Genomic DNA, 16,450 nt, shown 5'->3' on the forward strand with positions numbered 1-16,450 from the left:
GGGTGGTCTTGTGACAACAAGCGTAAACCAATTAGCAGAAGAATTAAGAATATCAAGTGAAGAGTTAATAGAAAAATTAGCTGCTTATGATATAGAAGTATCAAGTGAAGATGACGTTCTTGAAGGAGAAGAATTTGAGCTTGCATATGAAATGATAAAAGAAGAAATAAGAGCTGAAAGAGGAAATGTAATATCAATTAATGGAAAAATAACTGTACAGGATTTAGCAAATGAAATGGATAAAACTGTATCAGAAGTAATAAAAGAACTTATGATGATGGGTACAATGGCTACAATAAATCAAGAAATAAGTTTTGAAATAGCTTCATTAGTTGCTACAAAATTCGGATTTGAACTTACTACAGTAGATGATACTGAAACAGAAGATGAAATAGAAAAATTAATGGAAATAGAAGAAGATAAAGAAGAAGATTTAAAACCTAGACCACCAGTAGTAACAGTTATGGGACATGTTGACCATGGTAAAACTTCATTACTAGATGCAATAAGAAAGACAAATGTTACAAAAGGTGAAGCAGGGGGTATAACTCAGCATATAGGGGCTTCAGAAGTAAAAATAAATGGACAGAAAATAGTATTCCTAGATACTCCAGGACACGAAGCTTTCACATCTATGAGAGCAAGAGGTGCTCAGGTTACAGATATAGCAATATTAGTTGTTGCAGCAGATGATGGTATAATGCCACAGACTGTAGAAGCAATAAACCATGCAAAAGCAGCAGAAGTACCACTAATAGTAGCTATAAATAAAATAGATAAAGAAGGAGCAAACCCAGATAGAGTAAAACAAGAACTTTCAGAACATGGACTTCTTGTAGAAGACTGGGGTGGAGATGTTATAGCAGTTCCAGTTTCAGCTAAGAAAAATGAAGGTATAGATCATTTATTAGAAATGGTTTTACTAGTTGCAGAAATGGAAGAATTAAAAGCAAATCCAGATAAAAGAGCTGTTGGTACAGTAATAGAAGCTCAGCTTGATAAAGGTAGAGGACCAGTTGCTACAGTACTTGTTCAAGGTGGTACTTTAAGAGTTGGAGATCCAATAGTAGCAGGAGTTGCAAGTGGTAAAGTTAGAGCTATGATAAACTCAAAAGGAAAAAGAGTGAAAGTTGCAGGTCCTTCAACAGCTGTTGAAATACTTGGTCTTTCTGATGTTCCTCAGGGTGGAGACCAATTTGTAGAAGTAACAAGTGATAAAGTAGCTAGAAGTATAGCTGAAAAAAGACAACAGCAACAAAGAGAAGAAATGTTAAAATCAAGTCAGAGATTATCACTTGACGATCTATTCAACCAGATGAATGATGGATTAAAAGAACTTAATATAGTAATAAAAGCAGATGTTCAGGGTTCTGTTCAGGCAGTGAAACAGTCATTAGAAAGATTATCTAATGATGAAGTACAGGTTAAAGCAATACATGGTGGTGTTGGTGCTATAACAGAAACAGATGTACTTCTAGCTGCAGCATCTAATGCTATAATAATAGGATTCAATGTTAGACCAGTATCAGGTGCAGAATCATTAGCTGAAAAAGAAAATGTAGATATGAGAACATATACAATAATATATAAAGCTATAGAAGATATACAGGCTGCTATGTGTGGTATGCTTGATCCAGATATAATAGATGAAGATACAGGTAAAGCAGAAATAAGAGAAACTTATAAAATATCTGGTGTAGGAACAGTTGCTGGATGTTATGTAACAAGTGGTAAAATATATAGAAATTCTAAAGCTAGAATAGTAAGAGATGGTATAATCGTACATGAATGTGAATTAGCTGCTCTTAGAAGATTCAAAGATGATGTAAAAGAAGTTGCAGAAGGATACGAATGCGGTATGAGTTTTGTAAACTATAACGATATAAAAGAAGGCGATATAGTTGAAGCTTATATAACTAAAGAAGTTGAAAGAACATTATAAGAAATGTTAAGATGTTTCTCTTAATTTTAGAGGATTAAACATATTTGAATCGGCTGTGAAATTAAAAATATAATAGGAAAGAGGTCGAAGATATGACATCATATAATAGAACAAGAAGAATATCAGAAGAAATAAAAAAAATAATAGGACAAATGTTAATAAATGGAATAAAAGATCCTAGAATAACATCTATGATAAGTGTAACAGATGTTGATGTTACTAATGATTTAAGATATGCATTTGTATATGTTAGTTTATTAGGTGGAAATGAAGAAGAATCTCTTGCTGGATTAAAAAGTGCAGCAGGCTATATAAGAAGAGAAGTTGGAAGAAAAGTAAAACTTAGATACATTCCAGAAATAGTATTTAAAATAGATGATTCTATAGAAAGAGGAATGTATATGGATAGTCTGATTAAAAAAGTTCAGGAAACTGATGCAGCAAACAGCGAAGAGGTAGAGGAAGATGAAGAATAATTTTATTCAACAAATAGATAATGTGATAAAGTGCATTGAAGAAAACAATGAATTTGTACTAACATCACATGTAAGTCCAGATGGAGATAATATTGGTTCTACATTGGGAATGCATAGATTTTTAAATAGTATTGGTAAAAAAGTATACTATGTTTTAGATGATGAGATTCCATCAAACTTAATATTCCTTAAAGATGATATAGAAAAATTGAATTCATCAGAATTTGACACTAAAAAAGACTATATTCTAATATCTTTAGATTGTGGAGATGAAAAAAGAATTTGTACAAATGATGATATAAAAAAATATGCTAAAAAAAGAATTTGTATAGATCATCATGCTAGTAATGATGCTAGTTTTAGTGAAGTAAATTATATAGATAGTGAAGCATCATCTACATGTGAATTAGTATTTAATCTTATAAGAAGATATAGCGAGTTAAAAACAACAGATTATATAGATGAAAAAATTGCAACAAGACTTTATGCAGGATTGTCAACAGATACTGGAAATTTCCAATATTCATCAACAAGTCCTGAAACATTTGAAATGGCAAAAATTCTTCTTGAGCATGGTGCTAAAAGAGATATGCTAATTCAAAAATTGTATCAAAGTAATTCTTTTAATTACTATAGATTACTTGGAGATGCATTAAATACATTAAAAGTAGAAAAAGCATCAACTGGAAAACTTGTTGCATCAATATCTGTATCTATAGATATGATGAAAAAACATTCTATAGGATTTAATGAAATTGATGGACTAACAACATATACTAGAGATATAGAAAATGTAGAAGTAGGAATACTTCTAAAAGAAAAAAGAAAGGGCGAAATAAAAATAAGCCTACGTTCAAAAAATGATATAGATGTAAGCCAAATTGCTATGCAGTTTGGTGGAGGTGGACATATAAAAGCCGCTGGTTGCACAATCAATGATACTATTGAAAATGCCGAAAAAATTATAAAAGAGCGGGTTTTAAGGGCTTTTTAGGATTAACTATATGGATAAGATAATAAGTATTTTAAAACCTACTGGAATGACATCAAATGATGTTGTTGGAAAAGCTAGAAAAATTTTAAAAATTAAAAAGATAGGACATACTGGAACATTAGATCCAGATGCTGCAGGAGTTCTCCCTATTTGTATAGGGAGAGCTACTAAAGTAAGTGAACTTATTTTAAATAAAGAAAAAGCATATATATGTGAACTAACTCTTGGTGCATCTACAGATACATACGATTCATCTGGCGAAATAGTGTTTAGAGCAAAAGAAGACTTTGAATATAATGAAGAAGTAATAAAAAAAGCATTTGATTCTCAAAGAGGTGATATAGAACAATATCCGCCAAAATACTCTGCTTTAAAAGTAAATGGGAAAAGAATGTGTGATTTAGTCAGAAGTGGTAGAGAAAATGAAATAGTTTTAAAACCTAGAAAAGTAACTATTAAAAAACTTGATATTTTAGATATAAATAAAAATAAAGTTAGATTTTATGTAAAATGTTCTAAAGGTACATATATTAGAAGTATATGTAATGATATAGGAGAAATCTTAGGTTGTGGAGGACATATGTCATTTTTACTTAGAGTTTCATCAGGTAAATTCAACTTAGAAAATTCAATAACATTAGATGAATTAGAAAAATATGTAGAAGATGGAACTGTAGAAGATTATACTTTTGACATTGATTATACTTTAGATTCATATCCTAAAATAGTATTAAAAGATAATGCTGTTAAATATTATTCTAATGGTGGGATTATAGAATCATATAGATTTAGTGAAAAACACTATACAGAAAAAGATGAATATGTAAGAGTTTATAGTTGCAGTAAATTTATAGGAGTTGGAAAATTACTTAGAGAAAATGGAAAAGTTAGTGTGAAAAGTGATAAAATTTTTTCATAGTCTATATAATGGACTTAGAATAAGTTAAATAAGCATATAATTCTATTAAAATTACTGGAGTATTAGTATGAAAGTTATTAAAGCTATAAAAGATATAGATATTGAATATAAAACAGTTATAACAATAGGAAATTTTGATGGTATACACAGAGGTCATAAAGTTCTTATTGAAAAAACTGTCGATTATGCTAAAGAAAAAGGTATTAAAAGTGCTGTTTTTACATTTTCAAATCATCCAAGTAATTATTTTATTCATCAAAAGGTAAAGAAAATATTAGATGAAAAAGAAAAAGTGAAATTGATAGAAGAATTAGGCGTTGATTATTTAATAGATATTCCATTTGATGAAGATATGACTAAAATATCTGCAAAAGATTTTGTTTTAGATATACTTAAAGAAAAAATCCATGTAGAAAAGATTGTTGTAGGGCATGATTTTGAATTTGCTAAGAATAAAGAGGGAAATGCAAAATCTTTAAAAGAAATGGGATTAATTTATGGATTTGAAGTTGAAATAGTTAAGCCAATAAAAATCAACAATATCAGAGTAAGTAGTACATATATAAGAGAATTAATATCTTCTGGACGTGTAGATGAAATAGCTGATTACTTAGGTAAAAATTATAGTATAGAAGGCGAAATAATACACGGAAAAGCAAATGGATCAAAAATGGGATTTCCCACAGCAAACATTAAATTAAAAGAAGGAATAATCATTCCTCAGAGCGGGATTTATGCAACAAAAGTAATACTAGATGGGAAAATTTATCTTGGTGCTACAAATGTTGGAAAAAATCCTACACTGAATGGAAAAGAGATTTCGATAGAAACAAATATTTTAGATTTTAATGATAATATTTATGGGAAAATAGTAAAAGTTGAATTTTTAGAAAAGATAAGAGAAGAAAAAAAATTTAACTCACTAGAAGAGTTAAAAAATCAGATAAAAGTTGATACTGATTTTGTAAGAAAAAAATATATAAAATAAATATAAAAATTTAATAAAAAATTTGCAAATATTTAAAAGATGTGTTAATATAATTAAGGTAATTAACCCACACTCAGCAGTTGAATACTCCAATCACTGCTTGGTCAAGGGCGATTAAAAAATATACGGAGGATATACAAATGATAACAAACAAAGCAGAAATAATCAAAGAATTTGGAAGAAAAGAAGGAGATACTGGTTCTCCAGAAGTTCAGATAGCTATATTAACAGCTAGAATAAACGAATTAAATGAACACTTAAAAGTTCATAAAAAAGACCACCACTCAAGAAGAGGTCTATTAAAAATGGTTGGTAAAAGAAGAAACTTACTTTCTTACTTAAAGAAAAACGATCTAGAAGGATACAGAGCGTTAATAGCAAAATTAGGTTTAAGAAAATAATTTGTTTATCAGTAAAAAGCAGGTATATGATTACCTGCTTTTTTCAAATACAAATAAATATAAAATATAAAAAGTAAAAGAAGTGTGCTTTTCTTTTTTAAAGTTTAGTAATAACTAAAGGAGGTATAATATGAATATTCAATTATTATGCGATAGTCTATGTGATATACCGGAAGAAATAATAGAAAAACCTTATTTAGAGATTGTTCCTCTTACGGTAATGTTTGACAATAGAGAATTCAAAGACGGTATCGACATAAGTAAAGAAGAATTTTATGAAAGGGTAAAATCCACAGGAGAAATACCTAAGACTTCTCAAGCGACATATATAGATTTTAAAGAAGTTTTTGATAAGTATACTTCACAAGGCAAAAAAATCATATGTATAACAGGTTCTTCAAAATCATCAGGGACTTTCCAAAGTGCTAGTTTGGCTAAAGATGATTGTAATGAAGGTGATATAGAAGTATTCGATACTTTAAATTTATCATTAGGAAGTGGTCAGTACGTTATAAAGGCATGTGAAATGTTAGAAGAAGGAAAAAGTTATGAAGAAATAATAGATGGACTTGAAACTATGAGAGAAAGTGTAAAACTATTATTTGTTCCATCAACACTTACATATTTACAAAAAAGTGGACGTGTTCCTAGTGCTACAGCTATGATAGGAAATCTTTTACATGTAAAACCATTATTTAATGTTGAAAATGGTGATATAAAAATGTTAGAAAAAATAAGAGGCTCTAAAAGAGTGCCTTCTATAATGGTTGATACATTAATAAAAATGAACAATGGTAATTTAGAAGATAAAATAGTTACTATAGGTTGTGGTTCTAACTATGAAGATGTAAAAGGTCTTGAAGAAGAAGTTAGAAAAAAAATAAAAGCTAGAAAAGTAATGTTTACTAGAGGTGGAGTATGTATTTGTTCACATACTGGACCTGATATAATAGCATTGAGTAGCTCTATTTAAAAAATTTATTTTTATTTCAATTTTAAAAAAATATATTTATTGTAGAAGTAATATATTTTTGATAATATATTATTGAAAAGAGTTAAACGGAAGAATTAGGAGGAAAAGTATATTATGGTTGAACATAGAATATATACTACAGAATTTGCTGGAAGAGAGCTTTCTGTAGAAGTAGGAAAAATATGTGAAATGACTAATGGAAACTGTATAGTTAAGTATGGTGATAGTGTAGTCATGGTTAATACAACAAAATCAGCAGAACCTAGAGATGGAATAGATTTCTTCCCTCTAAGTGTTGATTATGAAGAAAAATTATATTCAGTAGGTAAAATACCTGGTGGATTCTTAAAAAGAGAAGGAAAACCTTCTGAAAAAGCGATATTAACATCAAGATTAATAGATAGACCAATAAGACCATTATTCCCAAAAGGATTTAGAAATGATGTTCAGGTAGTTGCAACTGTTCTTTCAGTAGATCAGGATTGTACACCAGATATAGTTGCTATGATAGGTTCATCAGTAGCACTTTCAATATCTGATATACCATTTAATGGTCCAACAGGATCTGTTTGTATAGGTTTAGTTGATGGAGAATTTGTAGTTAATCCTAATGCAGAACAGAGAGAAAAAAGCGAAATGCATTTAGTTGTATCAGGTACAAAAGATGCAATAATGATGGTTGAAGCTGGTGCTCAAGAAGTTTCAGAAGATACAATGTTAAAAGCTATATTATTTGCTCATGAGCATATTAAAAAAATAGTTGAATTCATAGAAGAAATAGTGGCAGGTTCAGGAAAAGAAAAACAAGAAGTAAAATTATATCATGCTGATGAAGAAATAGAAAATCAGGTAAAAGAATTTGCTTCAGCTAAAATGAGAGAAGCTGTTAAAACTGTTGAAAAAATGGAAAGAATGGAAAATATGGACAAAGTTAAAGAAGAAACATTTGCCCATTTTGAAGAAGTTTTAGAAAACTTTGAAGAAGTAGCTGGAGATATAGAAGATGTATTACAAGCTATAATAAAAGATGAAGTAAGATCTTTAATATCAGACGAAGAAATAAGACCAGATAACAGAAAATTTAATGAAATAAGACCTATATGGTGCGAAACTGGTATGATACCAAGAACTCATGGTTCAGCAATATTTACAAGAGGACAAACTCAGGTAATGAACTTAGCGACATTAGGTGCTTTAGGAGATGTTCAAAAACTTGATGGACTAGATGAAGAAGAAAATAAAAGATATATGCATCATTACAATTTCCCAGCTTACTCAGTTGGTGAAGCTAGACCATCTAGAGGTCCAGGAAGAAGAGAAATAGGTCATGGTGCACTTGCAGAAAGAGCATTATTACCTGTAATACCATCTCAAGAAGATTTCCCATATGCAATTAGATTAGTTTCAGAAGTATTAAGCTCAAATGGTTCAACTTCTCAGGCAAGTGTTTGTGCATCAACACTTTCACTACTTGATGCTGGTGTACCTATAAAAGATATGGTAGCTGGTATAGCTATGGGTCTTATAAAACATCATGATAAAGTAGTTGTACTTTCTGATATACAAGGAATGGAAGACCATTTAGGAGATATGGACTTTAAAGTTGCTGGTACAGAACATGGTATAACAGCTATACAGATGGATATAAAAATAGATGGTATAGATGAAGATATCTTAAGAAGAGCTCTTGCACAAGCTAGAGAAGGTAGAATGCATATACTTGGAGAAATGAGAAAAGTAATATCTGAGCCAAGAGCAGAACTTTCTCCATATGCACCAAAAATAGAAAGAATGAATATAAATCCAGACAAAATAAAAGATGTAATAGGACCTGGTGGAAAAGTTATAACTAAAATAATAGATGAAACTGGTGTAAAAATAGACATCGAACAGACTGGTGAAGTTTATATAGCTGGTGTAGAAAAAGAAATGATAGAAAAAGCAAAAGAACTTATAAATAACATAGTTGCTGAAGCAGAAGTTGGAAAAGTATACACAGGAAAAGTAACTAGAATAATGAATTTTGGTGCTTTTATGGAAATACTTCCTGGAAAAGAAGGTCTACTTCATGTTTCTCAGATATCAAAAGAAAGAGTAAATAATGTTGAAGATGTTCTAAGTATAGGAGACGAATTAGAAGTTAAAGTAACTGAAATAGATGAAAAAGGAAGAATAAATCTTTCTAGAAAAGTTCTTTTATAAAATTAAATTACAAATAGAAAATAAAGAGGGTGGATATAATCCATTCTCTTTTTTTATTTTAAATATTATAATTAAATGTATTAGATTAAATATTAAATAATGTTGGTTGATAATAATTAAAAGCTAAATTATAATTATATAATGGAGTTAATAAAATGTTTTGGAGGAGTTATGTATAAAACAAAAAAATTAAAAAATGGATTGACTATTATAGCTGAGGAAATTCCATATTTAAAATCAATTGCTATGGGAGTATGGATTAAAGCTGGAATAAAAACAGAAGAAGGATATGTTGATGGAGTATCTCACTTTATAGAACATATGATGTTTAAAGGAACAAAAAGCAGAACATCTAAAAAACTGGTAGCAGAAATTGAAAACTTAGGTGGAGTAATCAATGCTTTTACAGGAAGAGAATGTACATGTTATTATGTTAGACTCCTTGATGAACATTTAGACAAAGGAATAGATATCTTATCTGATATGATTTTGAACTCTAAATTTGATGAAAAAGATATTGAAAAAGAAAAGAGTGTAATTATTGAAGAATTAAAAATGTATGAAGATTCTCCTGAAGATTTAGCATATGATATACTACTTGAAAAAGTTTACAATAATAAAGGAATTGGGAAAAATATTCTAGGAAATAGAGAATCTATAAATAGCATGAATAGAAATTCTATTTTAGAATATTTCAAGAAATTTTATGTACCTAAAAATGCAGTAATATCTATATGTGGGAATTTCAACTTTGAAGATACTGTAGAAAAACTAGAGAAAAGTTTTTATAAATGGAATGGTGAAAAACCAGATTTTGAAAATGTACAAAATGAAATTTTTACACCTACAATTATAAAAAAAGAAAAAGAGTATGAGCAGACAAATTTAGCAATATGCTTTGAATGTAGTAATATAGGCTCTGATTCAAAAGATGTTTACACACTAGATATTATAAATAATATACTTGGAGGAAGTTCTACATCTAGATTATTCCAAAAAATTAGAGAAGATGAAGGATTAGTCTACTCAATATATTCAGAACAAGAGTTTTATCAAAATAAAGCTGAATTAGGGATATATGCTAGTATGAGTTCGGAAAATTTAGAAGAAGTTTATAAATTAATAAAAAAAGAGATAAACTTGTTTAGAGAAAAGGGAATAACAGAAGAAGAACTTAAAAACTCAAAAGAACAATTAAAAGGTGAGTTTATGCTTGGAATGGAGAGCAATGAAAGTAGAATGGAAACTATTGGTAAATCAATGCTTATAACTGGGAAAGTAGAAACTATGGAAGATGTCGTAAATGGACTAAATTCAATAACTATGGAGGATATAAATAGAGTTATTGATGAGGTAGTGAATATAAACAAAATGGGTGTTTGTGTAGTAGGAAAAAATATAGATTGTATAGAATTATAAAAAATATTTCAAAATAAAAATAAGATAAAAACTATAGAATTATAAAAAATATTTTTAAATTAATATGATATAGAAAGTAATTTTAGGAGGAAAAAATGAATATAATAGTTCAGAAATTTGGTGGCACTTCAGTAGCTAATTTTGAAAAAATGGCTGAAGTATGTGAAATAGTAAAAAAAACAAAAGAAAAAGGAAAAGATGTAGTTATGGTCGTATCAGCTATGGGTAGAAAAGGAGATCCATATGCTACAGATACTTTATTAAGTTTACTTGGAGAAGTAACAGATAAACCAAATGATAGAGAAAAAGATATGCTGATGTCTTGTGGAGAAATAATATCTTCAACTCTTATGGCAAGTATGCTTACAGCAAAGGGAATAGAAGCTGTTGCATTTACAGGAAAGCAAGCTGGAATGATGACAGATGGAGTTTATTCAAATGCGAAAATAAAAGATATAGAGCCAAATAGAATCAAAGATGAATTAGAAAAAGGAAAGGTAGTGGTTGTAGCAGGATTCCAAGGTGGAGATGATAAAGGAGATATAAATACTCTTGGAAGAGGAGGTTCTGATACATCAGCAGTTGCACTTGGAAAGGCACTTAATTGTAAATATGTAGAAATTTATACTGATGTCGATGGAATAATGACTGCAGATCCTAGAGTAGAGCCTAATGCTAAAGTATTAGATTATATAGATTATGAAGAAGTATTCCAAATGGCAGATAAAGGTGCAAAAGTTATACATCCAAGAGCAGTTCAGATAGCAAAAGATGGAAACATAACTTTAGCTATAAAAAACACTTTAAACCCTAAACATGAAGGTACAAAAATTTGTTCAATGAAAGATGTTGAAAATAAAGGATTTGAATGTTGCTGTAAGCAAGAAAGATTTGCAGTAGCTAATAAAAAAGATATAGTTCAAGTTAAAATTAAAGCTAATGGAAATTTCACAAAAATTTTATCTGAAATGGAAAAAGAAAATATAAGTATGGATATGATAAATTTCTTTATAGATGAGAAAGCATTTGTAATAGATAGAAAAGATGAGAAAAAATTAGAAAAAATATTAAAAGATAATAAAGCTGATTATAAAATAAAAACTAATTGTGCAAAAGTTACATTAATTGGTTCTTTTATGACCGGAATTCCTGGTGTAATGTCTAAAGTTGCAAAAGGATTTTCTGATGAAGGAATACCTCTTTTACAAACATCTGATTCAAATATGACAATATCTTGTTTAGTAGAAGAAAAATATATGGAAAGTGCGGTACATGCTATACACAATAAATTTTGTTGTTAAAATATGTAAATTTGTTTAATAAGCAATATATATGATATAATAATAAGATAACAATTTAAGTTATTGACTTTATAATTGCTTTAAATTACAAATATGAAAAGAAAAGGAGTGATATTTTTGGCGAGTTTAAAGAAAAAGAAAAAAAGAAAAAAGAAACAAAAAGTAAGATTTAACTCAGAATATCATAATCTTATAACTATATTTTTAGGTATATTCCTTTTATACAGTTTAAATTCTAACTCTATGGGATGGATACCAGTATTTATGCAAAATTTATTTAAAGGAATATTTGGAGGACTTGCAATATTTGTTCCAATACTTCTTATAATAACTGGTATTTTAGGATTTATGGATGGAAATGAATATATTTATCGACTTAGAAAAACAAAGGTATACTATTTAATTATTTTATTTTTATTTGTATTCTATGGTCTTTTCAATGCAAATAGTATAGTTATAGACAGTCCATTTAAACAGAGTATGATGACAGAAATAATACATCAAGGTGTAAATGGAAATGGATGTGGTCTTATATCCACAGTAATAGTTTATTATATGTGTAAAATATTTGGAACAGCAGGTGCTTGGTTAGTAAGTATTTTTGCATTGATAATAAGCATAGTATATATATCAGATATATCTGTAAAAGATATGTTTATTAAGTTTAAGGAAACTAAAAATAGTGGTCTTTCTCCAAAAGAAAGGTTTGGAAAAATAAAAGATGCAGCACTTAATTTAGTGACAGATGAAGTTGATGAAATGGATGATAAGACTATGATTGCCAAAGAAGAGAAAAAAGGTGTCTTTGGAGGCATAAAAGAAAGACTAAAACATGATAACGAAAGTATATCTCAAGAAGATGATGAATTCAATGATGACAAGACTATAAAAATAGTGGGATTCAATAAGGCTGAAGATGACTATTTAGAAATTCTTGAAGGAACTCAAAGTATGTCTGAACTAGATGTATTAAAAGAATTACAAAATCAAGAAAAGACTTTTGATAAAAAAGAAAAAATGGAAGATACTAATCCTTCGATGAGTAATTTTTCAATGAATAATAATGATATAAAGAATTATAATAGTCCTTTTGAAAAAGAAAAAAATGTAAATAAAATCTCTCCTTTAGAATCTACAATGTCATTTGAAACTAAGGCAGATAATGAAAAATATAAAAATTATACTCTACCACCTGTAACACTTTTAAATAAAGTAAATAAAAAATCTAATGAAAATGTAAAAAAAGCTGTCATAAAAAATGCAGGTTTATTAGAAAAAACTCTTTCTGATTTTGGAGTAGATGCTTCTATAAGTCAAGTTACAGTAGGTCCTACAATAACTAGATATGAAGTACAACCTAAACCAGGTGTAAAGGTTAGTAAAATCGTAAATTTAACTGATGATATAGCACTAAGTTTAGCAGCAAGAAGTATAAGAATAGAAGCTCCTATTCCTGGGAAAAATGCTATAGGAATAGAAGTTCCAAATGAAGAAACACAAATGGTTGGAATAAGAGAAATAATAGAAAGTCCAGAATTTAAAAACTTTAAATCACCATTAGCAATGGGACTTGGTAAAGATGTTTCTGGAAAAATATTTGTAAGTGACATAGCAAAAATGCCACATTTATTAATTGCAGGTTCAACAGGTTCAGGTAAAAGTGTATGTGTAAATACTCTTATAAATAGTATTATATTCAAAGCAAAACCTGATGAAGTAAAATTGCTTTTAATAGATCCTAAAGTTGTAGAGCTTTCTAATTATAATGGAATACCACATCTTCTTATACCAGTAGTAACAGATCCTTCAAAAGCTGCAAATGCTTTAAATTGGGCGGTTACAGAAATGAATAGAAGATATAAGGCATTTAGCGATACAGGCTCAAGAGATATAAAAAGTTATAATGAAAAAGCTGAAGAAAAAATGCCTAGTATAGTAATTATAATAGATGAGTTAGCAGACCTTATGATGACTAGTGCAAAAGAAGTAGAAGATTATATTTGTAGGTTAGCTCAGAAAGCAAGAGCAGCAGGTATGCATCTTGTAATAGCTACACAAAGACCTTCAGTAGATGTAATAACAGGTGTAATAAAAGCAAATATACCTTCAAGAATAGCATTTGCAGTATCATCTCAAACAGATTCTAGAACAATTTTAGATATGGGAGGAGCAGAAAAACTTCTTGGAAAAGGAGATATGTTATTCTATCCTTTAGGTGCTGCAAAACCAGAAAGACTTCAGGGAGCTTTTATTTCTGAATCAGAACTTTCAAATGTAATAGACTATGTAAAATCACAATTTAAAGATGAAGAAGTTAAGTATGAAGAAGATATACTTGAAACTATTTCATCAGTTAGAAATATTGAAGCTGATGATGCAGATGAATTACTTTCAGAAGCTATTGAATTTGTAGTAAATAATGGACAGGCTTCATCATCTATGTTACAAAGAAAATTTAAAATAGGATTTAATAGAGCTGCTAGAATGATTGATTCTATGGAAGAAAGAGGAATAGTAGGTCAAAATGAAGGTAGTAAACCTAGAAAAGTTCTTATATCTAAAGAACAATTAGAAGAAATGAAAAAATAATATGATATAAAAATTAAGGTGGATATTATCATCCACCTTAATTCTAAGTTGAAAGGAGAATAAATGTTAAAAATAGCACTAGAATCCCTTGGATGTTCAAAAAATCTAATGGATGCAGAGATAATGACTGGTATCTTAAAAGAAAAAGGATACGAATTTGTAATGGAATTTGAAGAAGCTGATATAATAATAGTAAACACATGTGGATTTATAAGGGATGCAAAACAAGAATCAATAGATACTATAGTTGAATTATCTCAACTAAAAGAAGAAGGAAAATTAAAATACTTAATAGTAACAGGATGTCTAGCACAAAGATATGCAGAAGAATTATTAGAAGAAATTCCAGAAATAGATGCAATGGTTGGAACTGGAAACTTTATGAATATATCTGAAATCATAGATAGACTAGAAAATGAAAAAAGTGTAACAGAAGTAGGAAATATAGAATTCACTTTTGATGAAACTTTACCAAGATATGTTTCTACTCCAGAACATATGGCATATCTTAAAATAGGAGAAGGATGTTCAAATCATTGTACTTACTGTATAATACCAAAGTTAAGAGGTAAATATAGAAGTAGAAAAATAGAAGATATTGTAAAAGAAGCAAAAGAACTTTCAAAAAAAGGAGTAAAGGAACTAGTAGTAATTGCTCAAGATACTACTAGATACGGGGAAGATTTATATGGAGAAGCTAAATTACCAGAACTATTAGAAGAATTAGCTTCTATAGAAGGTATAAAATGGATTAGAATAATGTATTCTTATCCAGAATCTATAACAGAAAAATTGATAGATGTAATGGCAGCACACGATAATATATGTAGTTATTTTGACATGCCTATACAGCATGCAAGTAATAGAGTGCTAAAAAGAATGAATAGAAGAACTTCTAAAGAAGATATAAGATCAAAAGTTGAGATGATAAGAAATAAAATACCAAATGCTACTATAAGAACGACTGTTATAGTAGGTTTCCCTGGTGAAACAGAAGAAGATTTAGAAGAATTAATAGACTTTATGAAAGAAATAAAATTTGATAGATTAGGAGCTTTTGCATATTCAAGAGAAGAAAATACTCCAGCAGATAGAATGGATGGACACATGGACGAAGAAATAAAAGAAGAAAGAAGAGAAAGAGTCATGTTGGTTCAACAAGAAATTTCTGAACAAATAAACAAAGAAAGAGAAGGAAAAGTTTTAGAAGTTTTAATAGAAGAAAATGCTGAAGAAGGAATTTTTGTTGGAAGAACAGAGGGAGATGCAGAAGATATAGATAGCGTAGTTTATGTAAATTCTGATAGAGAACTAGAAATTGGTAGTTTTGTAAATGTTTATATAACAGAAGCTATGGAATATGATTTGATAGGAGATGTTGTAGATGAACTTGCCAAATAAATTGACTTTATTTAGAGTATTATTAATACCTATTCTTGTAATTGTAATGATGATGGACGTACCAGGAAAATTCTTAACAGCTTGTATAATATTTATAGTAGCATCAATAACAGATTTTTTAGATGGAAAAATTGCTAGAAAATATAATTTAGTAACAGACTTTGGTAAATTTATGGACCCTCTTGCAGATAAATTATTAGTAATATCAACTTTAATATGCATGATAGAAAATGATTTAGCATCAGGATGGATGGTAATTATAATAGTATCAAGAGAACTTGCAGTAAGTATTCTTAGAGCAATAGCAGCTGCGGATGGGACTGTTATAGCAGCTGGAAAAAGCGGTAAATGGAAAACTGCAACTCAAATGATATCAATAGTATTACTACTATTTGGTAGACATTTAGGAAATTTAACAGTATTAAAAGTAGGAAATGCATTACTTATAATATCAGTACTTCTTACTTTATATTCAGGATGGGAATATCTTTACGGAAATAGACACGTATTTATGAATTCAAAATAAATAATAAAAATAAAAGGTATAAGATACGAACTTTGTGTTTTATACCTTTTTTATACAAAGACTATTATAGTTTAATCAATGAATTATTATTTATATATATTCTAATTAAGAATTAATAAATTCTGCAATTAGCAAAAAAAATTTTATAATATGTTTATAATATTAAAAAAATGGAAATAAATAATATGAAAATATTTTTACTTTATTATATTAATAAAGTAAAATATTGATAAGTATATTTGTTGACGAGTATCTTTTTATACGATATAATAAATATATATAAAAGAGAACAAATGTTTGATATATAAACTGAAAGGAG

The 16,450-nt window shown here is 28.7% G+C and carries 13 protein-coding genes; all 13 read left to right on the forward strand.

The annotated features are described in order from the left end of the window. The first annotated feature begins 10 nt into the window (after positions 1 to 10). The 13 genes from infB (at position 11) to pgsA (ending at position 16,131) form a co-directional block, all read left to right on the forward strand. Positions 11 to 1,942: a translation initiation factor IF-2 gene (gene infB / locus Q1J78_RS01935; protein WP_300280086.1), complete on the forward strand. Its 1,932-nt coding sequence runs from the start codon at positions 11 to 13 to the stop codon at positions 1,940 to 1,942. 92 nt (positions 1,943 to 2,034) lie between these two features. Further along, a complete protein-coding gene (gene rbfA / locus Q1J78_RS01940; RefSeq protein ID WP_300280089.1) occupies positions 2,035 to 2,418 on the forward strand; it encodes a 30S ribosome-binding factor RbfA in 384 nt (127 codons plus the stop codon). Further along, the gene (locus tag Q1J78_RS01945) at positions 2,408 to 3,412 is read left to right on the forward strand and encodes a DHH family phosphoesterase (protein ID WP_300280092.1); all 1,005 of its coding nucleotides are present in this window, start codon (positions 2,408 to 2,410) and stop codon (positions 3,410 to 3,412) included. Before rbfA ends, Q1J78_RS01945 begins: the two co-directional genes overlap by 11 nt. A gap of 10 nt (positions 3,413 to 3,422) precedes the next feature. Further along, positions 3,423 to 4,331: a tRNA pseudouridine(55) synthase TruB gene (truB, locus tag Q1J78_RS01950; protein WP_300280095.1), complete on the forward strand. Its 909-nt coding sequence runs from the start codon at positions 3,423 to 3,425 to the stop codon at positions 4,329 to 4,331. 67 nt (positions 4,332 to 4,398) lie between these two features. Further along, positions 4,399 to 5,319: a bifunctional riboflavin kinase/FAD synthetase gene (locus Q1J78_RS01955; RefSeq protein ID WP_300280097.1), complete on the forward strand. Its 921-nt coding sequence runs from the start codon at positions 4,399 to 4,401 to the stop codon at positions 5,317 to 5,319. A gap of 143 nt (positions 5,320 to 5,462) precedes the next feature. Further along, positions 5,463 to 5,720, forward strand: a complete 258-nt coding sequence (gene rpsO / locus Q1J78_RS01960) for a 30S ribosomal protein S15 (protein WP_300280158.1) — start codon at positions 5,463 to 5,465, stop codon at positions 5,718 to 5,720. 130 nt (positions 5,721 to 5,850) lie between these two features. Further along, complete coding sequence (locus Q1J78_RS01965; RefSeq protein ID WP_300280100.1) at positions 5,851 to 6,693, forward strand: DegV family protein; 843 nt, start codon at positions 5,851 to 5,853, stop codon at positions 6,691 to 6,693. A gap of 114 nt (positions 6,694 to 6,807) precedes the next feature. Beyond that, positions 6,808 to 8,895: a polyribonucleotide nucleotidyltransferase gene (gene pnp, locus Q1J78_RS01970; RefSeq protein ID WP_300280103.1), complete on the forward strand. Its 2,088-nt coding sequence runs from the start codon at positions 6,808 to 6,810 to the stop codon at positions 8,893 to 8,895. Between the two features lie 171 nt (positions 8,896 to 9,066). Next, a complete protein-coding gene (locus Q1J78_RS01975) occupies positions 9,067 to 10,314 on the forward strand; it encodes a M16 family metallopeptidase (protein ID WP_300280106.1) in 1,248 nt (415 codons plus the stop codon). A 95-nt stretch (positions 10,315 to 10,409) separates the two neighbouring features. Then, positions 10,410 to 11,615 (forward strand): aspartate kinase, encoded by a 1,206-nt coding sequence (gene dapG, locus Q1J78_RS01980; protein WP_300280109.1) that lies wholly within the window; start codon positions 10,410 to 10,412, stop codon positions 11,613 to 11,615. Between the two features lie 243 nt (positions 11,616 to 11,858). Further along, on the forward strand, positions 11,859 to 14,204 hold the full coding sequence (locus tag Q1J78_RS01985; protein WP_300280160.1) for an FtsK/SpoIIIE family DNA translocase: 2,346 nt from the start codon (positions 11,859 to 11,861) through the stop codon (positions 14,202 to 14,204). A gap of 63 nt (positions 14,205 to 14,267) precedes the next feature. Then, positions 14,268 to 15,605, forward strand: coding sequence for a 30S ribosomal protein S12 methylthiotransferase RimO (gene rimO, locus Q1J78_RS01990; protein WP_300280112.1), 1,338 nt, complete (start codon positions 14,268 to 14,270; stop codon positions 15,603 to 15,605). Beyond that, positions 15,589 to 16,131 (forward strand): CDP-diacylglycerol--glycerol-3-phosphate 3-phosphatidyltransferase, encoded by a 543-nt coding sequence (gene pgsA, locus Q1J78_RS01995; RefSeq protein WP_300280115.1) that lies wholly within the window; start codon positions 15,589 to 15,591, stop codon positions 16,129 to 16,131. The genes rimO and pgsA overlap by 17 nt, the downstream gene beginning before the upstream one ends. Positions 16,132 to 16,450: the final 319 nt, after the last annotated feature.

Origin of the sequence: Peptacetobacter sp., assembly GCF_029264495.1 — a bacterium.
GTDB lineage: Bacteria > Bacillota > Clostridia > Peptostreptococcales > Peptostreptococcaceae > Peptacetobacter.